We start from the raw sequence: 24,512 nt of genomic DNA on the forward strand, positions 1-24,512 counted from the left end.
AAATGTTTTGGCAACTTCCTCATTCTAGAACATTTCCAAAAATGACTTTGTTTTTGGTTAACTTTTTCGAAAAAAAGTAAAATTATCTTTCTTTTGATTTTGAATACTCAATTTTTTATACAACTACAGCTAAATTCCCAGGCTGAACAATTAGCAGAAGAGCTCTCTGCTGCTTAATTTTTTTGTAATCAAATTGCAATCATTACAAAACTATATTAATAGTATATAACAACTAATCTAGTTGTATTCTATAACTCAAGACCTAACTCTTTGAGTACGCCAGCATACTTTCTGACAACCTCGGCATCTTGTAATTCAATCAGAAGTCTTTTTTCTAAATCAGCATAGCTTTCCCCTACTGCAGCTTTTTGGCTTGCAAATGGATCATAGTGGGCTAGCTTGTTAGCAAAGAATTGAATCTGCTTGTCCGTTAGCTTCTTCGCTTTGGTATGAGTGACTTCCTTAGGTTGCTGCTTAGTTATGAACGTAAATGAGAAGCCACTAATCAAACGTCCATTTTTATGCTGATCGTAAGAAGCAACGATATCTGTTAATTCATTAATTTGGTTTAATGCAGTATCGAGTACCCGAGCTTTGAAATTAGCCATCTTGGCATATTCACCCTCTGCTAATCCAAGCTTAAAGCGAAAGTCGTCTAACTCAAACATAGGTGTCTTGCCAACACTACGCCATTGAATCAGTAATTCGTAAAGACGAATTGCATATTTACTTGTAAGAGAGCTAATCTGTTTAAGCTCGTAAGCAGTAAATGACTTCTCTAACTGTGTAATCAATGGGATGACATCAGGTGCAAAAGTCAGCTCTACAATCCCAGCGGAATCAACATACGCTATTTTGGAAACCCAACGTGATTTCACGATCTTTTCCTGCTGAGTCCCCTCATGGATGCCCTTGTAACTGAATTTTCGCTCAAATAGGTTGCTAGCTGCGTTTTTAAGCCCCTCATAGGCAGCATGCTTATCAACATTAAACTGCTTCATATAATGATGAGCATGAACCTCTAACGTGCTATTAGCGTCCACATGCTTGCTTAATTCTCTTGCCTGCACAATTGCTAGGAGAATCAGCCGTTGTTCTGTTGTATCCAAATTATAGCTGGCATTGATTAACGCATTATCCTTAACTACGAGTTCATTTTTCACTGAGGTTTCCCTATGTAACAACCCAATTAGCATACACCAATAAACAGTGTAGGCACAAGGTGGGAAAATGTAGACTTGAAGGTGGGAAAATGTAGACTAATGGGTGGGAAAATGTAGACTAATGGGTGGGAAAATGTAGACTTGAAGGTGGGAAAATGTAGACTTATCAGCTCTGAAACACTTGCTATACAAGGCTTACAGAGGCCTTAAAAATAAAAATATTAAAAATATTAAAAATAAAAGAATTACTGTTTAAGAATTTAAGAGATTTTCTTGTTTTACGAGTATCAATTTACAGTGATGAATCAGTATGAAGAATAACCATCATTTCGGTGGGAAAATGTAGACTAATGCTAAATCCATACCTAACATAATTATTTACATCAATAAAAAATGCAACTATATTGAGTTTAAATTAGTTCTAAAATATATCTAAAATGATTGTATTAATTGGAAGCCAAAAAGGCGGATGTGGCAAATCTACAATTGCCATCAACATAGCAGCTTATCTTGCTAAACATAAAAAAGACATCGTACTTGTCGATGCAGACCCTCAACAAAGTTCAGCGAATTGGGTTAGAGACAGAGATGACACTGACTTACCTAAAGTGAATTGTGTTCAACGGTATGGCGACATCAAGAACACATTGAAAGACCTTGATAGCCGTTATGACTATGTTGTTGTTGATGTTGCTGGACATGATAGTAAAGAGCTCAGAACAGCAATGCTAACAGCTCATTACCTTGTAGTACCGTTTAGACCATCACAATTCGATCTTGATACCTTACCTCATCTGTCTGAAGTGATTGATCAAGCCAAAACATTTAATGAAGACTTAAAACCATTTGGCTTATTAACTTTAGCACCGACTAATCCATCTGTATCTGAAGTACAACAAGCGAATGAATATCTAGCTGATTTCCCATTGTTCACAGCATTGTCATCTGTAATCCATGATCGAAAGGTTTACCGTGATGTTACTGCTGAAGGAAAAGGTGTTGTTGAATCGAATAACCCAAAAGCAATAGAAGAGTTTGAGTCATTCATGAAGGAGCTTTTAGCATGATTAAGAAAAGAGAAATTGCGAAGGCTTCATCTCCTGACATGGAAGCCTTCATCAATGGTGCTAATGAGCAGACTGCTCAAAAACTAGATCCGAAAGCACCTAGAAAATTTAAGACACACACCATTCCAATGAACGAATATGAGTATCAATTATTGGTCGAGTTGGCTGAAAAGTATGGCCAAACCCATAATGGAATTATCAGATTTGCTTTGAAGAAACTTAGTGAGGAATAGCAACTAATTTGAAACTTTTATAAAACTAATTTAGTTAATAATTAGTTTTAATTTGAATACAAAAAAGTCCTTAATCATTAAGGGCTTTTTTATATCTAAATCTTTCCTCTTTTATAGCGTTTACTCTAATTTCAACTGCTACAAAAGAGGAAAGACGATTCATCAATTAATAGTCAAAATTAAAGAAATTTTCTGGAAAACAAGAAAGGAATGCTTTTTGAATATCGCTGTATTCACCCTCAGGATGTTCCTCTAGATACCGTCGAGTCCAAATCAGTGTGGCTTCATAATCGTTAAAGCACTGATCGAGTTGTAAAAAAATCCAAAGTTCATGTGCTTTTTGAATGAAAAAGTCATTCATGATCATAAGTGCAATTTTCTTTTCAGTGTTTGAATTAGGATATGAGTACATCGTGTGTTTCTCCTAATAAGAAGGATAAATAGATTATTTGATAAGTTATTTATAACACATAAAAATATGTGTTTACCACATTTTTTTATGTGTTTTTATGTAAATGTAACCCTATGCTATAATCTCAAAACACCATTTCTATAAATTTAATCAAATGCCATATACTGAATTTCAACGTCTTATCGGTAAAGCAGGGCTTTCAATTAAGGAATTTGCTGCCTTATTGGATATGAAACCTAATTCGATTACGAATTACAGTAAACAAGGTGTGGTTCCTACACATATCGCTGTAATCGTTGCGTTGATTTCTACGATGAAAGATGAAGGATTAGATTTCTATCCAATTTTTGAAAAAATTAAGTCGTATTCACAAGACTAAAACTCTTATTTTTTGATTGTTTTTAGTGGTTAGTCATAACGTAAAAAATGCCTGAACTTCAGGCATTTTTTTATTTTGATGGATTTATAAACCTCGGTAAAACTTTTCAATAAAACTTCGAGTTTTGAGAACCAGGGTATTCATCAGGGTTTTACGTTCTGAAATCTTAGGGCGAGCAATCGGTAAGTCTTTGACATCTTCGCGGCTAGGTAAACGCTGGGTGTATTCATATTGGCTGAGCACCGTTTTGAAGACTTCAGGTTTGATAGCTTCTTTTTGACACAGCTCATTCAGCGCCTTTTCTTTCTCCACATCCCAAAACTGGGCAAAAGCTTGTTCAACGCTTTGACCATTGGCCATGCGTGGAATGTTTTCATCCAGGAACTTTTGAATCAGCTCTTGTTTGTCATACAAGTTGTGATTGGTCGAGATGATATCTTGCACTTGGGAACGATACTGCTGTTTCTTTTCAGGATCTTTATGGTTGACCACCGATTGCAGTAAATTCAGGATATAACCGACATTCACGGTATCGCGGTGGATCAGTTCCAGCTGGAAATTGACGTCATTGAGGACCGATACTTTGTCTTTAGGCTGGACCACACGGACGTTGTTGTACAGATATTTGTACTGTGAGGTATGTTTCTGGAATTCTGCTTTGTTTAAATCGGTATCGTCTTGGTCATACTCGACAAAGTTTTCCAATTGGGCATTGATCCGCATCACCTCACGGAAGGCTTTGACGTACTCCAATTGCTGTTCTTCGGTATCCAGCGTATTGGGGACTTGATCAGGATCTGGGGCAATACTGAGTAAATGGGCGACCGCAGCGTTGTATTTTTCCTTGATGCTGTCGAAACTTGGAATCAGCACGACTCTTTGCGCTTCCTCCTTATTTGAGAATAGGGTGAGGGCTTGGTCCGTGGCCTGTTTCAGGTTACGGAAGCACAGGATATTACCGAACGGCTTGTCTGCGTTCAGAATACGGTTAGTGCGCGAAAAGGCCTGAATGAGACCATGATATTTAAGGTTCTTGTCGACATACAGGGTGTTGAGTGGTTTTGAGTCAAAACCCGTCAGGAACATATTCACCACGAGCAAAATATCGATTTCTTTTTTACGTACCCGATTGGCAATGTCACGATAGTAAGCGTAGAACTCATCACCTGAGTTGTAGTTCTGGCCAAATTTGGCATTGTATTCCGCAATGTATTGATCGAGCTTATCTCGATTGGATTGGCTGATCCGGGTCGGGAGATCCGCAGACTCTTCTTCAATTAAACCACTGTGATCTTCGACCTTGAGTTCTTCATTGGCTGCAAAGGAAAAAATCGTGGCAATGGTCAATGGCGTATAAATTCCCCCTTGTTCTTCGGCTTGCTGCTGTTTTTCCTGCTGTACTTTTTTGAACAGTTCGTAGTACTGGGTCAGGACTTCAACGGAACTGACACAGAACATCGAGGTGAAGGTTTTATTTTTGGTTTTGATGTGGTGATTATCCAGGATATAGCGGGTAATCATTTCGAGACGGGCAGGGTGATCAAACAGCTCTTTGGTATCAATCCCTTCTACATCTTCTTCATAGCTGTCGCTATTTTCGATGCCCTTGCTGGTGTATTTACCCAGATAAGCAATCTGGAAGGGTAGGACGTTCCCATCACGAATGGCATCGGTAATCACGTACTTATGCAGACATTCGTCAAACAGGGCATTGGTGGTGACGGCTTGTGAGTCAATTTTCAGTTGGCTATTTTTCTCAAAAATAGGCGTTCCGGTAAAACCAAACATTTGCGCCTGATTAAAGAAGCGTTTGATATTGCGATGGGTATCGCCGAATTGGCTACGGTGACATTCATCAAAAATGATCACGACTTTTTTATCTTTAAGATAGCGAATCTGATCGCTATAACGGTCAGAACTGATGGCAATATTGAGCTTTTGTAAGGTGGTGACAATCAGTTTGTCGTGCTTTTGGCCCAACTGAGTGACCAGGGTGCCGGTATTCTTGGTGGTATCAACACTGTCTTTCTTGAAGGCATTGAACTCACGTACCGTTTGGGTATCGAGATCACTACGATCCACCACGAAGAGAACCTTTTCCACTTCAGGCAAGCGCATGATGAGTTGACTGGCTTTGAAGGAGGTGAGGGTTTTTCCTGAGCCTGTGGTGTGCCAGATATAGCCATTTTGCGCTGAATGTTGCACACGCTGAATAATCTGCTGTACCGCATAGATTTGGTAGGGGCGTAGCACCATCAAACGCTTTTCAACTTCCAGGATCACCATGTATTCAGTCAGCATTTGGGTGATGTGCTGATGCTTTAAAAAGGCTTCGGCAAAGGTCTCGATTTTATGGATGTGCTTATTGTCAAAGTCTGCCCAGGGGAAGGTGAATTCGAAATTGCTGGTGCCTGTTGAATAGTAATGGGTGTGGTCACGATTACTGATCACGAATAGCTGGATGTAATTAAACAGACCTGCTCCGCTACTATAAGCGACTTTGGCATAGCGTTGGGTTTGGTTAAAGGCTTCAGGAAGCTCTACCCCTGCGCGTTTTAGCTCGATTTGCACCAATGGTAGGCCATTGATCAACAAGGTGACATCAAAGCGACTGGTGTGGCCATTACTGGCACTGTGATCGATAGCGATCTGATTGGTCACTTGATAGATATTTTGACCAGGATCGGCAAACAAAAAATCGATATGCCGTGTAGAACCATCATCAAAGTTTACAGGAAAGCGATTACGCAGTACTTTGGCACAGTTAAAGCTGTTCCCTGCTTTTAAGTGATTGAGGATTTGTGCCCATTCATTTGCAGAGAAAGAAGCGATGTCATTGGCGCGTTCAACTTGAACTTTTAGATTGCTCAGCAGTTGATTTTCATCTTTGAGATCAACCTGGTGATAGCCCAGGTTTTTGAGCTGTTCAATGAGTTCATTTTCAAGTTGAGCTTCGCTTTGTACGGACATCTCTTTCTCTAATTTTTTATTGAATTACGGTGATCTAACTGAAATCCATCTGATTGAAGATCGAAACATACTGTGATGTTTTACCCTCAAAGTCTTTCAATCAGATGGATGAATTGACGTTCTCAGTATTTAAACAAACATTTGCTGTAAAAGTCCTTTTTTCCAAAGCTTGGCTTGTTCTAACTGCTCTGAAACAACATCAATTTTTTGGTCGATTGATGAAAGGAAGTTAGCGATTTTAGTTTGTTCTTCTAGGCAAGGATATAGAATGGGCATTTCAAAGAAATCTTTGTTGGTTATATTCATTCGATCGTGTCTGGCTCCTGAATTAGCAACACTTTTGACATAATCATGCCAAAAATCACAATCAAAGAAGTACTCTAGATAATTTAAATTACCTGTTTTTATAGTAAAAACGGTATAGAGTGGAGACATTATACCTAAGCATTTTTTATTGCGTTTTATTGGCCCAACAGGTGCATGAACAGATATTCTAGGGTTATATACAAAGTCATTTACGTTTACGAGATAATAACCTGTTAGATTTGATTCAGTTACGATTTCTCGTTCAAAATAATCACTCTGTTTAATAATTCCTTGTGTAGCAGAATTTGTTAAAACTTCAGTAATACTTCCATCTTTATTTTTTATCGTATTTTTACAAGCTATTTCATTTAAAGGTTTGTCCTCCCAATCCCTAAACTCACTGCCATCATCCGCTTTAAAGCGAATCTGCTGACTAAACAGCTTTTGCATCATGCCTTGTTTATATTGGCCCAGAAGGTGGAGTTTTTGCGAAAGCTGACTAATCTTTTCATCCACTGTGGAAAAAAAAGAAGCGATTTTGGTTTGTTCTTCTAGAGAGGTAAATGTAATAGGCAATGACGAATATTCTTCTGCATTAATGCCAGGTTGTCCTGAACGCATAGAATTAGTAATTACCCAATTTTGAAATTTTTTAGATAAAGTTTGGGTAAATATAAAATATGGATTTACATTTGTGTGAAGTGAAAACTTAATTAAGAATCCCGCAAAATAAACTTTCCCATCTTTTGAGTTATATAAGTAACTTTTTCCAACACTTGCCCCTGTTCTAGCAAATAGTAAATCCCCATTTTTTAATAGGTATTTATCATCTAAATCATCATCAGGAGATGTTAATTTTGAAAAATTAAAAGAATGGTCATCCTCATTGATATCTGTAATTCTTAAATATTTATTCTCTCCATCAAACTCTGTCGCTGAAGAGTTCATCCCATATTGTGGTTTAAATGAAATATCACCTAGTTTTTTTAGAGACCAATCATCATTAAATTCTTTAAATCTTAATTTTGGTGCAACCATTACTTCACCTCCGCAAATGGTGAATCAATGCCAAGCTCTTTACAGAATTCAGCGATCACTTTGTCTGTACTTTGGCTTTGTTGCTCAAGTTCTTTAAGTTGCTGTGCAATGGCTTTCAGATCTATTTCATGTTCAACTTCGAAGGTATCAACGTAACGAGGAATATTGAGGTTGTAATCGTTATCTTTGACTTCCTGTAAGGTAGAAACATAAGCATATTTTTCAATGTCTTGACGATTTTCATAGGCCGCAATGATGTTTTCAATATGCTCAGGCAACAGCTTGTTTTGGTTCTTTTGTTTTTCGAAGTCATTGCTGGCATCAATGAATAGAATATTGCCTGTATGCTCACGATTCTTCTTCAGCACCAAAATACAGGTTGGAATAGATGTACCGTAGAAAATATTGGCAGGTAAGCCGATCACAGCATCAATGACATTGAGTTTTTCAATCAGGTACTGGCGGATCACACCTTCACTTGAACCACGGAACAACACACCATGCGGAAGAACAACCGCCATCGTGCCGTTGTGATCGAGTTGATGAAGCATGTGCTGAACAAAAGCCATATCCGCTTTTGAGCTTGGTGCAAGCTTACCAAAACGGCTAAAACGCTCATCTTGTAAGAAGATTGGATCTGCTGACCATTTGGCTGAGAATGGAGGGTTGGCAACTACTGCTTCAAAACGCTGATCAATGTGTTGTGGGCGAATTAAGGTATCTTCTTGCTTGATATCGAATTTAGCAAAGTGAACATCATGCAGAATCATGTTCATTCGTGCCAGGTTGTAGGTGGTCCGGTTCATCTCTTGACCGTAAATCATATCGACATCTTGAACTTCACGTTTTACACGTAACAGCAATGAACCTGAACCACATGTCGGATCATAGACTGAACGCAGGCGTTCTTTGCCTTGAGTCACGATCTTTGCAAGTAAGGTAGATACAGTTTGCGGTGTATAGAATTCACCTGCTTTTTTACCTGCACCAGATGCAAATTCACCAATCAAGTATTCGTAGGCATCACCCAAGACATCTGATTCTGAGTTACTCAGATCAAAATCAATATTGTCTAAATGCGTCAGTACTTTGCTGACCAATTCATTACGATCGTTGGCATTGTTGCCGAGTTTGGTTGAATTAAGGTCGAGATCTTCAAATAGATTGGCAAAATCATCTTCAGACTCAGCACCCAAGGTACTACGTTCGATTTCTCGTAAGGTATTTGATAATTCATCAAGAATGAATTCACCTTGACGACCACGTTCAGCAATTGTGTGGAACAGTTGCTTTGGAGCTAGGGCATAACCGACTTCTTCGACTGAGTTTTCTTTGATGCCGTCAATGAGTTCAGCGTGATCAGGGTTATTTTCATCAAGTTGATGGTATTTTTCTGCCAAGCCTTCATCTTTAAGTAATTCATTGGCAAAGCTAATCGCTTTTTCAGACAGGTATTTGTAGAAAATGAAGCCGAGAATGTAGTCACGGAACTCATCAGCTCCCATTTTTCCACGTAAATCGTTTGCAATATTCCAAAGATGTTTTTGTAATTGTTGAAGTTGAACCTGTGTCATGAAGCAAGAATCTCTAGTAATACCCAAATTTGCTTAAGTATAGCGAGTATCTGCTTATAAAAATTAGGTTTTTGGTTCTGACACCCGAATTGGGTGTATGAGATTTTATGTTAAATAAATAAGCCACAGGCCCGATTAATGGGCCTTATGGTATTTTAATTTATTTTTTACTTATTTCTTCTTAGCCGATTTTTTTGTCTTTTTTACTTCTTTTGCCCTTCGTTTTCTCTTTTCAACAGCCTTTTTCTCCCTTTTACTTTTTTCGATACGATGATCTTTCATAAGTTTTCGAGTATCAATAGTACTAAAAACTGCATGGTCTAAACTTTTAGGGTTTTCTTTGTTTAAATCTATTAGTGTTTTGATGTTTATGTCTTTTTTAAGTATGGCATTATCAAAATCAATATAGTCTTTAGGAGAATCAATAGCTAATGGTGTTGTATAAAAAGAGGGATCTTTATCTTTTTCCAATTTCTCTTTCATATTAGTCAGATAGAAAAATTTTCTTTCATCAAAAACCTTAATAAATTTTTGGAGATTTTCTCCTGATTGGGGGTTTAGCTCTAAGACTCTACTTATACCCATAAAAATAGAAGTTGTATTATCTATATCGTGATCAGGATTTTGAGCTTTAATTCGATCCGACATTGTATTTAAATATTCTTCATTTGGCCCAATAAGCATTCTATATTTATATGGATTTAAATGATCTATGTCTTTAACAATGCTAACTCTTATATGATTTTTTAAGTCATCATTATTAATAGATTTATTCAAGTCATCAAAAATCTGTTTTCCTATTTTAGGTTTCCTAAAGCCTAGGCCAATAATGGGTATATCTTCTAGGTCCTCATCCTGAGCAAAGCTAAAAGCTACTCCACACCAATGAGCTTTATCCCACAATTCTAAATCTATTAAGCTAGTAACGAATAAGTGTTTTCGAATTCTTGGCTCTAAAGGCGAAAATTCTTCATTTTCTTGGATATTTTCGCCTAGTTTAGGTCTGATATTTGTATTATTACCTAATAATCGATTAACTAGTCTTTCTTTTGAATCAGCATTACTTACATCATAGTAAGTATATGGTTTTAAAGAATCTAATATAAATTCTTTATTTTCTTTACTTAAACAAATGGGAATATATTTTTTATTGTTAAATGCATTTTCATAAACTTTTTGAAGAATATGTAAAGTTTCCCACTTTGAACCTAATCCATTATTCGGATTTTCAGAAAAGTCCTTACTTCTTTCATAATATGTTTCTGTCGATAAAACTAAAACGAAATCTGCCTGATCTACTTGAGAAGCCATCCACAGAGGCCAGCCTTGTGGCGGAGCCTCCTCATATTGATCTATTTCTGCATCAATTCCTCTAGATCGAAGATAATTTGAAAAATTTAAAACATCATCTGCTAATTTTTTTCCTGCATGGGCATAACTAATAAAAACTTTAGGTGGTTTCATCACTAGAAAAGATAAAGAGAAATTAGATTGAGAATAGAAGAAAAGTTATTTATATGGAAGTAAGCATTTGACGTACTATTACTTTTTAGAGTTTAAATAGGCTTTGTTGCATAAATATTTTATAAATATATGATTTTAAAGGTTTTTATAAATTGTTAATTTAAAATAACACATACTAAAATCAGTGTCTCATATATTGATGTAACAAAACCCACGTAAGCTAGAAGTCATAGTGATAAATATTTAGCGTAAAAATCCAAATTACGAGAAATTAAAGCGACACAGTCTGTCCTAAAAAATAAACATCAGCTATTGAGCTCATAATTTTATAGTATTCTATCTAGATTAAAATTAATTACTTTTTATTTGAGAGGATCATGTCTACTACTCCTTGTGAAATTTCATCCTTTATCGTTCATAAATTAGTCAGGGACTCGGAAGGCGCTAATTTTAATCGTCAAGTTGGGTCTTCTATTTTAACTGTAAATAGTCCGATACAAGGTTTAATGGATGAACTCAATAAAAAATATATTGAGCAAGGTGGTAGAACATTTGGAAAATTCTCTGATGATACAATCAACTATCCAATCTCAACCATTTTGACTGATGCAGAAATTTATTCAAAATCTGATAATTTCTATGACTTATCAATTAAAATTCTAGATCACTTAGTAGCAAAAGTTAAGGGTAAAGCTGTCACTGGTGGTTGGGTAGTAATTTGTTTATATAATTATAATAATCAAAAATTTATAGCTATAGCTGTTGTCAATGAAATTATTGGTGCAGGGATTAACGAATCTTTTGAAGTAGAAAAGTCTGTTTATATTGATTTAAGTAAATTAAGACATGCAGGACGCGTAAACTTAACACAATGGCAAAATCAAGAAGATCGTTATGTCAGTTTTATTCGTGGATCACACACTTCTTCAGAGTATTTTAAAGAATTTTTAGGTTGTGAAACTACTAACGATAATGTACTCGAAAGTAATAAATTAATTGATGTTTTGAATAGCTATCTTGATCAGCAAAATTATGGCTATGAGGAAAGAACAGCTATAAGCAATAGAGCCTATGATTTTCTAAAAGCAGCTTCAAAAGCAAAAACCCCTATTTTCCTTGAACATCTTTCTAACATCTTATTGCCTACCGATCCAGATAGCTTAAGAACATTCCTTGCTTCAGATCAGAATTCTATTTCAGATGGTTTTATCCCAGATAGTAGATCACTTAAAAGACTAATAGAGTTAAAGACAAAATCACGTTATTGGGATATCAAATTGAGTCGTGAAGCTTTTAAACATGGAGCTGAATATGACCCTCAAACTGGTAAGTTAACAATTCCTGTAGACGATACTGAAGATAAAGCTATGTTCGCCAAACAGGTACAAGGTTTGGAAGAAGATGATGCAGATTAATCGTGATCAATTGATTGCTTTATATAAAAAAGCGATCTTTGAAGATGGATATTCTAAAGGTCACATTGAAGTTGATTCACCTGATACTGCACAAATTTTACAACTCGCTTTTGATCATGAAGAAGATTCCGGCTTTCAATCTACACAGCAGGGGTTAATTCAAGTAGGGGAAACTCGTCGTTTTTTCCGACGAGATCCTCTATCTTCAAAATTTGGAGATTTTTTTTCAGATATTAATCAACTTTGTAAGCACAAGTATTTCAAAGCAAAAAATAAAAGAAAATATTATCTAATGGATCTTGCCTGGGATTCTAGTTCTTCAGAACCTAAACCAGACATTATCAATCAATATGAAAAGCTATTATTACTTATTGCAGTTCTAAGTAAATCCTCTGCGTTCACAGATTCTGCAACTTCACGTATGGTGTTTATTGAACCAGAAAAATTAGAAATTGATGTTCAATATTCCGCTCAAGATTTGGATTCTGTAGATCCAGACATGATTGAAAAAATTTCTATTTTTATGACAGATGATATTCATCATTCACAAAAGTTAGCTATATTAGCTAAATCAATCGTTGAATTATGCAAAAATACTCCAGCGAATGAACGATTCGCATTTATCTTACAAAATCTAGATAAAATATATGAAAATCTTGATCATGATTATGCACTTTTTGCCTCAAATTTTTCTTTTGAAAAACTGAAAAATGAAATAGAAAATACCAAACTTGAGGAACAGGTAAAAATCCATAAAGTTATCAGCGACATCCAAAATCAATTATTAGGAATTCCAATCGCTACAGTAATTGTAGCGACCCAATTCAAAGCAGTTACCCAAATAAATAAAGACTATAATTATCAATTTATCGTTAATACAGGTGTATTAATGGGTGTTGTGATTTTTACACTCATTATGTTCTTTTTAGTGAGAAATCAATCAGATTCCCTTTATGCAATAAAAGTAGAACTTCAACGTAAAGATGGACATCTACAAAAATCTAATAACATTATTTATCAAAAAATTTTGGCAGATAATCCGAAAGGACCTTTTAGTGATCTTTTCAAACGTCTAGATTTTCAAGAGTTAATTTTAATAAGTGTCAAGTGGATAACTTCTATTGGTCTAGTCGTAACTATTATGTGTTATTTAATTCTTACAACCACCCCGGCCTGGTTAGATTAATCTAGAAATCACTTCCATACCTAAACTGTACAAATGCAACTCAAACTAAGTGTAATTTGTATTGTACTTTTTTATGATGGCTAAAAAAGTGGCGACAAGTTTTTAATATCTAAATTTATGTTACTTTAAGGTATACCCTAAAGTAACAGCCTAAAAGTTCGTAAAATTATGTACCATTTAAATGATTTTTAATCATATATAACATGTAACTTTGGTATTAAAAATTTATAATTTACGAAATTGTTCATTTTTCTTCAATTGGGGCGTGAAAAAGTGAAAGGCCAAAAAGTAGGGTATGTCCGGGTCAGTTCTGTCGAGCAAAACACTGGACGTCAACTTGAGGGAATTGAAGTCGACCGGATTTTTGTTGATCGTGCGTCAGGTAAAAATACCGACCGACCGAAATTTCAAGAAATGTTGAATTATGTCCGGGAAGGAGACCAGGTGATAGTACATTCCATGGATCGTTTTGCGCGAAGCTTAAAAGATTTGGTGACTGAAGTAGATAAACTGGTCAAACGAGGGATCTCCATCCAGTTTGTAAAAGAAAATATTACTTTTACGGCCCAATCCACTCCGATGGATAATTTGATGCTGCAACTGATGGGTGCTTTTGCACAGTTCGAACGTGAGATTATTCTGGAGCGGCAAAAGGAAGGAATTAAACTGGCATCAGCTCAAGGGAAGTACAAAGGTCGGGTACATAAATTGAAACCTGAGCAGGCTGAAGCTTTACGACAAGCATGGAAGGAAGGGAAATATCCTTCAAAAATGGCATTAGGTCAGGCATTCGGTATTAGTCGTCAAGCGGTATACCGCTATTTAAAAGCCGGGGAATAACTCAATTGAATTTTCGACTATATTTAGTTTAGCTTATGAAAATGAGGGAATGTGATAAATCTATGAAAAAGCCTATTCGAGGGGGGAGATTGAACTATCATACTGATTTTAGATGACCATTTAATCAATCACCCCAGATGTTTAGAAAAGAAAAAACCCCGGCATCCTGCTGGGGTTTTTAGTATTGGTTCGCTCGGTATAACTCTTGTTGTACCTTACTTCAAAGCCAAAATCTTTCGAGCACCATTAAGTACGAATAAAGAAACCAGTATACCAATGATTAAGTCTGGATAAGCTGATCCCGTCCATGCCACGAGTACACCGGCAAATATGACGCCCATATTTACCACAACGTCATTCGCTGAGAAAATCCAACTGGCTTTCATATGTGCGCCATCTTCTCGATGACCAGAAATAAGATATAAGCATGTCACGTTAGCTATAAGTGCGAGCAGGCCAATAACAATCATGAGCGTTGATTCTGGCTCGCTTCCAAACATGAATCGTCTAATGACGTCAACAATCACGATGACAGCGAGTAATAACTGAATCCAGCCTGCAAAATGAGCTGCTTTTACTTGATATTTCGCAGCTTTCCCGACGGCATATAGCGCAATACCATAAACGGCTGCATCGGCAAACATATCTAGAGAATCAGCAATCAATCCTGTAGAAGCAGCAATAATACCGCTGATGAATTCTATAAAGAACAGTAGAGCATTAATGCCTAATAACAGTTTAAGTACTTTAGCTTGTCTTACAGGATCAGGTTCATTGGGTAGGTCACCTGAAGAAAGCTGTGTTTCATCAAGTTTCGCCCCAAAACCCAGTCCTTCAAGTTTGGCCGTAATTTGCTGAATCCCTTCATTATGGAAGACTTTCAGTTTTCGATTGGGAAGATCAAAAGTAAGACCTTTAACTGCTTCAAGATCTGCAAGAGTCATACGGACCATTTGCTCTTCAGCAGAGCAATCCATTTTAGGAATGGTGTAGGTACTTGTTTGCTTGGCCTGTTGATTGCTTATATAAGTTTCAGTCTTCACAAGCTTTGCCCCAAAACCCAGTCCTTCAAGTTTGGTGGTTATATTTTCATCTTTTTGATTATGTAGAACCTTTAAAGAACGGTTAGGTAAATCAAAGATGAGTTTTTGAACACCATCAATTGAAGATAGCGCCATACGAACCATCTGTTCTTCCGCAGAACAATCCATTTTGGGAACTAAGTATTCACTCATGTAGTGCGAATCTTTTAAAACGTTTTCAGTGCTTAAATTTTCTTTGGGATCAGAACCACAACAGGATTGAGCGGTATCTTCACAACTGTTTGAAGTGTTACAGCAAGGAGATGAAGATTTTTCTTCTTCCTCTTCACCACAACAGCTAGGCGTATTATCACAATTCTTTGAATTGCTTGCTTCTGCAATTGATGGATGATTTTCTTGTTGAGATTTCTTATCTTCGCATGGTGTTTCTTTACTACATCCACAACCACTCATAGTTATACCCATTAAAAAAATTTATAAACTTTGAATATTAGAATCCCTATAGTTACTATAGAGTCAAGATTTTTTGGAAATACCAACTCAATGCATTTAAAAATTGGTGAACTCTCTAAAAAAACCTCATGTTCAGTATTAACAATTAGGTTTTATGAAAAGGAAGGTTTAATTCCGGAACCCGAAAGAACGGAAGGAAATTACCGCCTTTACGATATAGGCTATGTTGAGCGAATTAAGTTTATTTTGAATTGCCGAACTTTAAATATGAGTTTGAATGAAATTCGTCAATTACTTACCTATAAAGACAAACCTGAGAAAAATTGTTCAGATGTGAATGAATTAATTGACTTACATGTCAGTGCTATCAGAGAAAATATAATCAAGCAACAAAAGCTTATTGAACAATTATCTGATTTAAGAGGTACTTGTGATGGCTTATGTACAATTGACCAATGTGGAGTTCTAAAAAATCTAGCTTGATTATCTAGACCTATGCTTTTTTCAAAAATTCTGTATATCTTTACTTAAGGCTGCAAAAAGTTTAAGGTTACTCAAATTCTGTGATCAGATCTTTGATAGATCTGGACAGCTTCTTATTGGTGTTTTAAATACAGATTTGTGTATGAAGAGAAAAACATTTCTAATCCAGATATTGGTACTCTTATTCACATTCCAGAATATTTGGAGTGTGGCAGAGGCTGCGTGTCTGCATGAAATGCCAAACATACCCAATTCAATACTCTCTAATCCAATCGATTTAGACGAAAAGAGTGATAGTCCTAGTCAAGCACTTTATTCCTTAGAAAACTATAAAGAAATTTATGACTATTGTCAGAAGGTTTGTTTTAACGAAAAGTGCAGTCATTTCTCAAATACAATCGTGATTCAGATTGACCCACCCGATGATTTGAAGCTTAAAACTCATTTTGAGACAGTCCTTACACCATCTTATTTGGGAAGAACTTTTTATAAATCCCCTTATCTGAATCAATTAACACCCCCTCCTGATTTGCCCCTACTATTGGTGGGGTAGTCTTATAAAAGCCCACCACTCCTAATCTCATTATGTGTGGTGCATTTCATGTCAAAAAACAAATTATATCAGGATACTTCTATCCTGAATTTATCCTGGTCAGCATTCCGTACAGGTGTCTTGCTATCAGCAATGATCAGCTTGAGTACTTCTGTAGTCGCCAGTCCTCAAGATTTAACGCTGCGACAAGCCATTGATCAGGTCAACCAGTATCAAGCGTCCCAAAATTTCTGGGAAACGCAAAACAGCATTAATGCCACGAATCTTCAGCAAAGTAAGCTGTTTAAAAATCCTGAACTGTCAGTTGAACAAACGGGATTTGGTTCAAATAATGAAAAAGAGCTTACCATTGGCATATCACAACCCTTGGATATTTTTGGTGAGCGAAAAGCAAACCAAAAATTAGCCAGTCTCTCTACAGATAAAACAGCACTGAAGCAGAAGATTTATCAAGCGCAAATTGAGCTTGCAGTGAAATATGTATGGTCACAACTGGCCATTGCCGAACTTGAAAGAAACATTGTCAATGAACAACTTCGGGTGAGCGAAGAAAACCTTAAAGCGATCGAGAAGCGCTTTACTGCGGGCGGTATCGCGCAAGTAGATGTGAATCGCGCACGTTTAAGTCATGCTGAAAATATCCGTCTTTTTAGACAGGCCGACTTACAAGTCCAAGTGGCCACCCAACAATTATCAAATTTATGGGGAACCTCTGATAAGTCATTGCAGGTAAACCTCTCTTCACAAAAGCTCTGGCCAAAATCGACTCATCAGCAGGTTCAAGAATATTTAGCGGAAAACTACGTTGAGAAATATCGAGCTTTACTGGTATTAGAGTCTCAAGCAACGGTTGATCAACTAAGGGCAAAGGCACGTCCTAACCCCACTTTAAACCTAGGTGTCAACCGCACCCAATCCTTGGAAAACTCCACACAAAATCAATTAGTAGTCGGAGTCAGTGTACCGCTTAATATTTTCGATCGTCAGCAAAATGGCATAAAAATCGCGCAAGAAAAAATGAACTTATTAGAGCGTCAGAAAGAGTTTTATCTAAAGCAAAATGCGCTGCAAATAGGCACAATTTTAACCGAGTTGCAGGGTTTAGAGCTGCAATTCAAAGTCGTTGACGAGACTCAAATTCCTTTGGCGACTCAAGTTCAAAGTAAGACGCTACAAGGTTTCTTGGCAGGCAAGTTTGCTTTAACCGATGTTCAGCAAGCCACGCTTCAATTACAAGACATCCGTCTGCGTAAAGTCCAGTTGTTACGGGATGGCTGGCAAAAGGCCATTGAAGCAGAAAGTTTGAGCTTAGGCATTAGCCCAAGTGAAGTCATGTCGAAAGATGCTATTGCACAAATCAATCAAAACTTATGGCAAGACATACAGGCCATGCCTGTCATTGGTGGGGGAAATTAACATGTTCGATCTTAAAAACAGCTTAAAAAAACAGAGCGGAAAAATCTCTCAACCTCTACTGATTGGTTTGGTCATCGGCGCAACCGTACTACTCAGTATTTTCTTGATCTTGTCGGGTAAGAATAAATCTGAAACATCAGATGAACATGCAGAGGAAGAAGGCGCAGAGGAACATGGAAGTGAAGAAGGCAAAGAGGAACATGGCGGTGAAACCGAAGAGCATGCAGAAGGCGTGAGCCTGACGGCCAAGCAACTGGTTGAACAAGGCATACAGTTATCAGCAGTCGATCAAGGTCCGGTGGTTAAATTAAGTTCTTATCCAGCAAAACTTAACGTGAATACCGACCAGCAAGCGCATGTCTCTCCGAGTTTTAGTGGTCATGTCGAAAATGTCTATGTAGAACTCGGCCAAAAAGTTCAGAAAGGACAGTCTTTGGCCACGTTGCTTGTTCCTGATTTAGTCGATCAGCAGGCCAATCTAAAAATTGAACAAACCAACCTTGAACTGGCGAAACAGGACTTCGAGCGTGAGCGTCAGCTGTGGTCACAGGGTATTTCAGCAAAACAGGACTATCAACGTGCTTACAACAGCTATAAACGGGCGCAAATTCAGGTCCAATCGGCCCAATCACGTTTAAGTGCGTTTGGTGCTGTGAATACCAGTAACGGGCGCTATATTTTGAAAGCCCCCATTTCCGGCGTGATCAGTAAAAAGGATTTGGTGCTCGGAGAAAATGTTCAGTTAGCCGATCAGCTCTTTACTATAGACCGGTTAGATCAGCTCTGGCTTGAGTTTATTGTTCCAAATTCTGAAATTATGGGTTTAGCCCCGAATCAAAAGATCGAATTTAAATCCTTGCAAACTGAAAAGGTCTATCAGGCAGTTATCCAGACTTTAAATACTGAAGCGGATACTCAAACGGGTCGTCTTCAGGTTCGAGCAAAAGTTGAATCGAATGCAACCGAATTACGTCCAAACTTGATGGTAAACGTACTGCTGCAACAAAAGAGTGAAAGTACCGCATTACGGGTGCTTAAGTCAGCAGTTCAGAATATCGATGGAAAGGATGTGGTTTTTGTCGCCACTCAACATGGACAGAAAGTTGAATTCAGTCCGCAGCCGGTGAAATTAGGTCAGTCATCTGGGGAGAGCCAGTGGATTGAAGTGGTAAATGGGCTTAATCAGGGACAAAAATATGCCGCTCAAGGTAGTTTCTTACTGAAATCTGAAATGGAAAAAGGAGAGGCTTCACATGGGCACTGAAAATTCTCAAATATCTAATAATGAGTCAATAAAGCCTGAAGGACTGTTTGATCGACTGATCCAGTTTTCAATTCATAATGCCATCTGGGTCATGCTGTTTATTGTGGCCTGGATTGGCGTAGGCATTTACAGCTATCAAAAGCTGCCGATTGATGCCGTGCCTGATATCACCAATACACAAGTACAGATCAACACTTCTGCCAATGGCTTTACTGCTTTGGAGATGGAACAGCGGATTACCTATCCTATCGAGAATGCCATGTCAGGCATGCCGAATATGGAACAAACCCGCTCTATTTCACGCTATGGTTTATCGCAAGTGACCATCATTTTTGAAGATGGTACTGATATCTACTGGGCCAGACAGCTCATCAACCAGCGCTTGCAAGAAGCAATGGGAGAAATGCCTGAAGATGTGCAACCGACCATGTCGCCTATTTCGACAGGTTTAGGTGAAATCTATCAATGGGTGATTAAAGCCGAACCTAATGCTAAAAAGCCGGATGGGACGTCTTATTCGGCTATGGACTTGCGTGAAATTCAGGACTGGATTGTGAGGCCGCAATTACAGCGTGTGAAAGGTGTTGCGGAAATCAACAGTATTGGTGGATTTAACAAGACCTATGTGGTTGCCCCTGACCTGAACCGATTGCAGCAATTGCAAATTCCTTTGACTGATTTACAGACCGCCTTAACAGAAAACAATGAAAACCGTGGTGCAGGCTATATTGAGAAAAATGGACAACAGTTGACTGTGCGGGTGCCCGGCACTTTAAACACGATTGAAGATATTCAGAACATCAGTATTGCCAATAAAAACGGCTATCCGATTCGGGTTGCAGATGTTGCCAAGGTATCGATTGGTCATGACTTGAGAACCGGTGCTGCAACCTATAATGGTGAAGAAACTGTATTGGGTATTGCCATGATGATGATGGGAGAAAATAGCCGTACCGTTGCTCAAGCCATTGATGAAAAGGTGCAATCGATCCAGCAATCCTTACCTAAAGGCGTAGTGATTGAGACCGTATATGACCGTACACATTTGGTTGATCGCGCGATTAAAACCGTTCAGAAAAATTTGATTGAAGGCGCAATCCTCGTCATTGTTATTTTATTTCTCTTTTTAGGTAATTTCCGTGCTGCGCTGATCACGGCTTGCGTTATTCCACTCTCAATGCTGTTTACCCTGGCGGGAATGGCAGAACAGAAAATCAGTGCGAATCTGATGAGTTTGGGGGCATTGGACTTCGGTATCATTATTGATGGTGCAGTGGTTATTGTAGAAAACTGTATCCGGCGGCTAGCCGAAGCTCAGAAGCTGAAAGGTGGTTTGCTGAGCCGTTCTGAAAGATTTAGAGAAGTCTTCTTGGCTGCGAAACAGGCACGTCGCCCTCTCATTTTTGGACAGTTGATTATTTTGGTGGTTTATCTGCCCATCTTTACCTTAACCGGTGTAGAAGCCAAACTTTTCCATCCTATGGCAATGACGGTTGTACTGGCTTTAATTGGGGCCATGATTTTATCTGTCACTTTTGTGCCAGCCGCAGTTGCCCTATTTGTCACTGGAGAAGTCAAGGAAACCGAAAGTCGCTGGATGCATTGGCTTAAAACCAAATATGAATTGCTTTTAGATAGAGCCTATGAGCTTCGTTTATTTGTGACTATTGTGGCTGCCTGTATTTTAGTGCTTACGGGTGTGCTAGCCACTCAAACAGGTAGCGAGTTTGCACCTCAACTGGGTGAAGGTGATTTTGCTGTTCAGCAAATGCGTTCCCCAAGTACAGGGTTAGAACAGTCACTGAGAATGCAGGAAAATACTGAAAAGTTACTGTTGAAAGAATTTCCTGAAATTAAAGCAATCTTTGCCCGTACCGGTACAGCAGAAGTGGCCACAGATGTCATGCCACCCAACATTTCAGATGGCGTGGTACTGTTAAAACCTCATGATGAATGGCCTGATCCAAAACAAACGATTGATGAGCTTCGCCAAAGAATGATTACTTTCTTAGCGACATTGCCGGGAAATAACAGTGAGTTCTCGCAACCCATTGAACTGCGTTTTAACGAGTTAATTTCAGGGGTGCGAAGTGATGTGGGTGTCAAGTTATTTGGCGATGATATGGAAATTCTGAATCGTGAAGCGAATAAGATTTCTCAGAAAATTAAATCAATTTCAGGCGCGACAGCCGTTAATGTAGAGCAAACCAGCGGCTTACCCTTGTTGAATGTAGAAGTTGATAAGTCCAGAGCAGCACAATACGGCTTGTCGGTAAGAGCAATTCAGGATCTGGTGGCGACAAGTGTCGGTGGTCAAAATGTTGGAACCATTCTACAGGGAGACAAGCGTTTTGATTTTGTTATCCGTCTAGATGAATCCCAGCGTAGTCCCGAGCAGTTAGCGCTACTTCCTGTTCAATTGCCAAATGGTGGTTTAGTCCAACTGCAAGATGTTGCACGCGTTGAAAATATCCTGGGTATTAATCAGGTCAGCCGTGAAAATGGTAAACGTCGGGTGGTTATTACTGCAAATGTAGAAGGACGCGATTTAGGCTCATTCGTAACAGAACTTCAGAGCACGTTATCCAAACAGGAATTACCAAGCGGTTATTGGATAGATTATGGCGGTCAATTTCAAAATCTGATGTCTGCAAAAGCGCGTATGCAATTGGTGGTTCCGCTCGCATTGTTGACGATCTTTATTTTATTGATGGCTGTATTCCATAATATCAAAGAAAGCTTACTGGTCTTTAGTGGTGTCCCGTTTGCCTTATGTGGAGGCTTAATCGCATTGTGGTTGCGTGACATTCCATTATCCATGTCAGCAGGGGTTGGCTTCATTGCACTATCGGGGGTGGCTGTACTGAATGGCTTAGTCATGCTCACCTTTATCAAAGAGTTGCGACAGCAATATGACCTTTATTATGCAACGTGGCAGGGTGCAATTTTGCGTCTTAGACCTGTGCTGATGACCGCTTGTGTTGCTTCGCTTGGGTTTGTTCCGATGGCTTTGGCAACCGGGACTGGGGCAGAAGTACAGAGACCTTTAGCGACTGTAGTCATTGGAGGAATTATCTCCTCTACCCTGCTTACATTGGTTTTACTGCCTGTACTGTACCGGTGGATGAATGAAAAGAAAGCTTCTTAATCCATTAGATTAAGCAATTTTTAGCAGAGATATTGGGTCTGTCTCAAATATCTCTGCTAATCATGGATTAAATAAGGAAAATTTTATGTCAGAACATCATGATCATAGCCATGCGGTTGTTACTGAAGGAAATAGTAAGAAATTAATGTTTGCTTTGGGTTTAACGACTACTTTTTTAATAGTAGAAGTTGTCGCTGCTTTTATTACCCAAAGTTTAGCATTACTGTCTGATGCCGCTCACATGTTTACTGATGTAGCCGCATTAGCTATTGCTCTTGCTGCTATCAAAATTGGTAAAAAAGCCGCAGATGATAAAAGAACTTTTGGCTATCAGCGATTCGAAATTTTAGCGGCTCTGTTTAATGCAGTGATGCTTTTTGTGGTGGCGATATATATTGTCTATGAAGCTTACCAACGCTTTACGCATCCTGCTGAAATTCAAAGTGTTGGAATGATGATTGTCGCAGTCATTGGTTTGGTCATAAATTTGATTTCAATGAAAATCCTTTCTGCGAGTGCTCAAGAAAGTCTAAATGTGAAAGGCGCATATTTAGAAGTCCTTAGTGATGCACTGGGATCGATAGGCGTGATTATCGGAGGAGTGGTCATTTATTTTACCCAGTGGATGTGGGTAGATACCGTAATCGCTGTGTTAATTGGCTTCTGGGTTTTACCTCGAACTTGGGTTTTATTAAAACAAAGTATCCATATTTTGCTTGAAGGGGTTCCTGATGAGATTGATATTGAGTCGTTAAGAAATGATTTATTGATGCTAGAGGGTGTTGAAGGGATTCATCAGTTGAAAGTCTGGGCTATATCTTCAAAAAACATTCATTTAACTGCTCATTTGGTTGCTCCTAATAGCGATCCAGATCAGCTCTATCAAAAGGCCTTAGACGTTCTAAAACATAATCATAGTATTACTGAAATTACGTTACAAATAGAAAGTAAGGAATGTAATACATTGGAACAGCATAAACATTAAAGTGCTGCTCTTTCTACATAATGGACAGATGACTAGGCTGATAAACCTTACCATTTTCCTGTATTACACTTCTATTTATCACACGCACTTTAAACACCATCCTGAGACATTTTAAAATTACAAGAATGTAATTTATGAGTCCTCTGGGTGTTAATTCTTTAAAGTTAGAATATCTAACAAGTATTAAATGAGAGTAAATAAACATGCTATTCAAAAATAAATTTTGTACTAAATTACTGTTAATTAGTGCATTCTTTAGTATCGCAAGTTTTAGTTATGCAGATGGCGGCTTGTTATTTCTTGAAAAGAATTTAAAAGCTTCTAAAGTTGAAAATTCTAAACAAAAACAAGTTAAAAATAATGAATCAAATGAATCAAATGAATCAAATGAATAGTTGGGTTGCATAAATAAATCAATTAGACTTATTCATTCAGCAATATAATTCCTGAATGAATAAGTTTATAACTAAAACCGGCTTTGTTGCATAAACATTCAAAAGCTGAGTTTTCCCCAATCCATTCAAATTTAAGTGACAACTTGGGTGTGAGGTCTACCTAATTCCGTAAATCTATTCAGAACTGCCACACGCGCATGAACTTCATTGACCTGACTTTGAAAATGTCTTGCCGTCAGCTTATCTCCTAATAATTTGATGCAATGCATCTTGGTTTCCACCAAACTGCGACGGTGATAGCCCGACCATTTTTTCCATAGGGTTCTGCCTAAATGCTTAACCGTTTGAAGTAACTCATTTCGTTCTATTGAACTGATTTTAGAATCTTTCCAGGGCTTGGCATTCTTCCTGGGTGGAATTACGGCACTGTTGCAAATAACCACGAATGGTAAGCTGAAGGGCACTGTTGCAAATAACCACGAATGGTAAGCTGAAGACTGTTTTAGCTAAAGGTGCAGCATATGAATCCTTTCCATGGTCGGCATTTTCAGGGCGAAATCATTCTTTGGGCTGTGCGCTGGTATTGTAAATATGGCATTAGCTATCGTGAACTGCAGGAAATGCTGGCCGAACGGGGTGTGAATGTTGATCACACGACTATTTACCGTTGGGTTCAACGTTATGCTCCTGAAATAGAAAAACGTTTACGCTGGTATTGGCGTAAT

The 24,512-nt window shown here is 38.0% G+C and carries 19 protein-coding genes and 4 pseudogenes; 14 read left to right on the forward strand and 9 right to left on the reverse strand.

Translation table 11 applies throughout. The features are described from left to right. Positions 1 to 248 precede the first annotated feature (248 nt). Positions 249 to 1,163, reverse strand: a complete 915-nt coding sequence (repM, locus tag E0409_RS13040; RefSeq protein ID WP_131291492.1) for a replication initiation protein RepM — start codon at positions 1,161 to 1,163, stop codon at positions 249 to 251. 437 nt (positions 1,164 to 1,600) lie between these two features. Here repM and E0409_RS13045 point away from each other — a divergent pair, with 437 nt between their 5' ends. Further along, positions 1,601 to 2,230, forward strand: a complete 630-nt coding sequence (locus E0409_RS13045) for an AAA family ATPase (protein WP_131291494.1) — start codon at positions 1,601 to 1,603, stop codon at positions 2,228 to 2,230. Next, a complete protein-coding gene (locus E0409_RS13050) occupies positions 2,227 to 2,463 on the forward strand; it encodes a hypothetical protein (protein ID WP_131291496.1) in 237 nt (78 codons plus the stop codon). The genes E0409_RS13045 and E0409_RS13050 overlap by 4 nt, the downstream gene beginning before the upstream one ends. A gap of 166 nt (positions 2,464 to 2,629) precedes the next feature. On the opposite strand, the gene E0409_RS13055 is transcribed toward E0409_RS13050, so the two are convergent. Beyond that, positions 2,630 to 2,875, reverse strand: a complete 246-nt coding sequence (locus E0409_RS13055) for a hypothetical protein (protein ID WP_131291498.1) — start codon at positions 2,873 to 2,875, stop codon at positions 2,630 to 2,632. Between the two features lie 154 nt (positions 2,876 to 3,029). On the opposite strand from E0409_RS13055, the gene E0409_RS13060 reads away from it, so the two are divergent. Beyond that, the gene (locus E0409_RS13060) at positions 3,030 to 3,254 is read left to right on the forward strand and encodes an XRE family transcriptional regulator (RefSeq protein WP_131291499.1); all 225 of its coding nucleotides are present in this window, start codon (positions 3,030 to 3,032) and stop codon (positions 3,252 to 3,254) included. 84 nt (positions 3,255 to 3,338) lie between these two features. On the opposite strand, the gene E0409_RS13065 is transcribed toward E0409_RS13060, so the two are convergent. The 5 genes and pseudogenes from E0409_RS13065 to E0409_RS13080 all read right to left on the reverse strand — a co-directional run bounded on the left by E0409_RS13065 (position 3,339) and on the right by E0409_RS13080 (position 10,606). Next, positions 3,339 to 6,224, reverse strand: a complete 2,886-nt coding sequence (locus E0409_RS13065) for a type I restriction endonuclease subunit R (protein ID WP_131291501.1) — start codon at positions 6,222 to 6,224, stop codon at positions 3,339 to 3,341. A gap of 129 nt (positions 6,225 to 6,353) precedes the next feature. Further along, a pseudogene (locus tag E0409_RS17085) lies at positions 6,354 to 7,079 on the reverse strand (restriction endonuclease subunit S); the annotation flags it as partial. 6 nt (positions 7,080 to 7,085) lie between these two features. Then, positions 7,086 to 7,568, reverse strand: a pseudogene (locus tag E0409_RS17090) (restriction endonuclease subunit S); the annotation flags it as partial. Beyond that, on the reverse strand, positions 7,568 to 9,142 hold the full coding sequence (locus tag E0409_RS13075) for a type I restriction-modification system subunit M (RefSeq protein WP_131291505.1): 1,575 nt from the start codon (positions 9,140 to 9,142) through the stop codon (positions 7,568 to 7,570). The pseudogene E0409_RS17090 and the gene E0409_RS13075, both read right to left, overlap by 1 nt. Positions 9,143 to 9,313: 171 nt before the next feature. Further along, positions 9,314 to 10,606 carry a toll/interleukin-1 receptor domain-containing protein gene (locus E0409_RS13080; protein ID WP_131291507.1) on the reverse strand — a complete coding sequence of 431 codons (1,293 nt, stop codon included), beginning with the start codon at positions 10,604 to 10,606 and terminating at the stop codon, positions 9,314 to 9,316. A gap of 377 nt (positions 10,607 to 10,983) precedes the next feature. On the opposite strand from E0409_RS13080, the gene E0409_RS13085 reads away from it, so the two are divergent. From E0409_RS13085 to E0409_RS13095, 3 genes are all read left to right on the forward strand, one after another. Beyond that, positions 10,984 to 12,021 (forward strand): nucleoid-associated protein, encoded by a 1,038-nt coding sequence (locus E0409_RS13085; protein ID WP_131291509.1) that lies wholly within the window; start codon positions 10,984 to 10,986, stop codon positions 12,019 to 12,021. Then, complete coding sequence (locus tag E0409_RS13090; protein ID WP_165541341.1) at positions 12,011 to 13,207, forward strand: hypothetical protein; 1,197 nt, start codon at positions 12,011 to 12,013, stop codon at positions 13,205 to 13,207. The genes E0409_RS13085 and E0409_RS13090 overlap by 11 nt, the downstream gene beginning before the upstream one ends. 273 nt (positions 13,208 to 13,480) lie before the next feature. Further along, complete coding sequence (locus E0409_RS13095) at positions 13,481 to 14,047, forward strand: recombinase family protein (protein ID WP_104470814.1); 567 nt, start codon at positions 13,481 to 13,483, stop codon at positions 14,045 to 14,047. Between the two features lie 215 nt (positions 14,048 to 14,262). Here E0409_RS13095 and E0409_RS13100 read toward each other — a convergent pair whose 3' ends face one another. Continuing rightward, positions 14,263 to 15,543 (reverse strand): cation efflux transmembrane domain-containing protein, encoded by a 1,281-nt coding sequence (locus E0409_RS13100; protein WP_104500112.1) that lies wholly within the window; start codon positions 15,541 to 15,543, stop codon positions 14,263 to 14,265. Positions 15,544 to 15,633: 90 nt separating this feature from the next. On the opposite strand from E0409_RS13100, the gene cadR reads away from it, so the two are divergent. The 7 genes from cadR (at position 15,634) to E0409_RS13135 (ending at position 23,787) form a co-directional block, all read left to right on the forward strand. Beyond that, positions 15,634 to 16,026, forward strand: coding sequence for a Cd(II)/Pb(II)-responsive transcriptional regulator (gene cadR / locus E0409_RS13105; RefSeq protein WP_004733193.1), 393 nt, complete (start codon positions 15,634 to 15,636; stop codon positions 16,024 to 16,026). 142 nt (positions 16,027 to 16,168) lie between these two features. Beyond that, positions 16,169 to 16,579, forward strand: a complete 411-nt coding sequence (locus tag E0409_RS13110) for a hypothetical protein (RefSeq protein WP_025465702.1) — start codon at positions 16,169 to 16,171, stop codon at positions 16,577 to 16,579. Positions 16,580 to 16,627: 48 nt separating this feature from the next. Further along, on the forward strand, positions 16,628 to 17,995 hold the full coding sequence (locus E0409_RS13115) for a TolC family protein (protein WP_004677225.1): 1,368 nt from the start codon (positions 16,628 to 16,630) through the stop codon (positions 17,993 to 17,995). 1 nt (position 17,996) lies between these two features. Beyond that, positions 17,997 to 19,259: an efflux RND transporter periplasmic adaptor subunit gene (locus E0409_RS13120; RefSeq protein WP_071851559.1), complete on the forward strand. Its 1,263-nt coding sequence runs from the start codon at positions 17,997 to 17,999 to the stop codon at positions 19,257 to 19,259. Next, positions 19,249 to 22,407 carry an efflux RND transporter permease subunit gene (locus tag E0409_RS13125; protein ID WP_131291513.1) on the forward strand — a complete coding sequence of 1,053 codons (3,159 nt, stop codon included), beginning with the start codon at positions 19,249 to 19,251 and terminating at the stop codon, positions 22,405 to 22,407. Before E0409_RS13120 ends, E0409_RS13125 begins: the two co-directional genes overlap by 11 nt. Before the next feature lie 85 nt (positions 22,408 to 22,492). After that, the gene (locus E0409_RS13130; protein WP_004665978.1) at positions 22,493 to 23,392 is read left to right on the forward strand and encodes a cation diffusion facilitator family transporter; all 900 of its coding nucleotides are present in this window, start codon (positions 22,493 to 22,495) and stop codon (positions 23,390 to 23,392) included. 203 nt (positions 23,393 to 23,595) lie between these two features. Next, a complete protein-coding gene (locus E0409_RS13135) occupies positions 23,596 to 23,787 on the forward strand; it encodes a hypothetical protein (protein WP_004812236.1) in 192 nt (63 codons plus the stop codon). Positions 23,788 to 23,918: 131 nt separating this feature from the next. Here the strand turns inward: E0409_RS13135 and E0409_RS13140 are convergent. Further along, positions 23,919 to 24,212 (reverse strand): annotated as a pseudogene (locus tag E0409_RS13140) (IS5/IS1182 family transposase); the annotation flags it as partial. Between the two features lie 96 nt (positions 24,213 to 24,308). On the opposite strand from E0409_RS13140, the pseudogene E0409_RS13145 reads away from it, so the two are divergent. Continuing rightward, positions 24,309 to 24,512 (forward strand): annotated as a pseudogene (locus tag E0409_RS13145) (IS6 family transposase); the annotation flags it as partial.

The organism is Acinetobacter sp. ANC 4862 (assembly GCF_004336635.1).
Taxonomy (GTDB): Bacteria; Pseudomonadota; Gammaproteobacteria; order Pseudomonadales; family Moraxellaceae; genus Acinetobacter.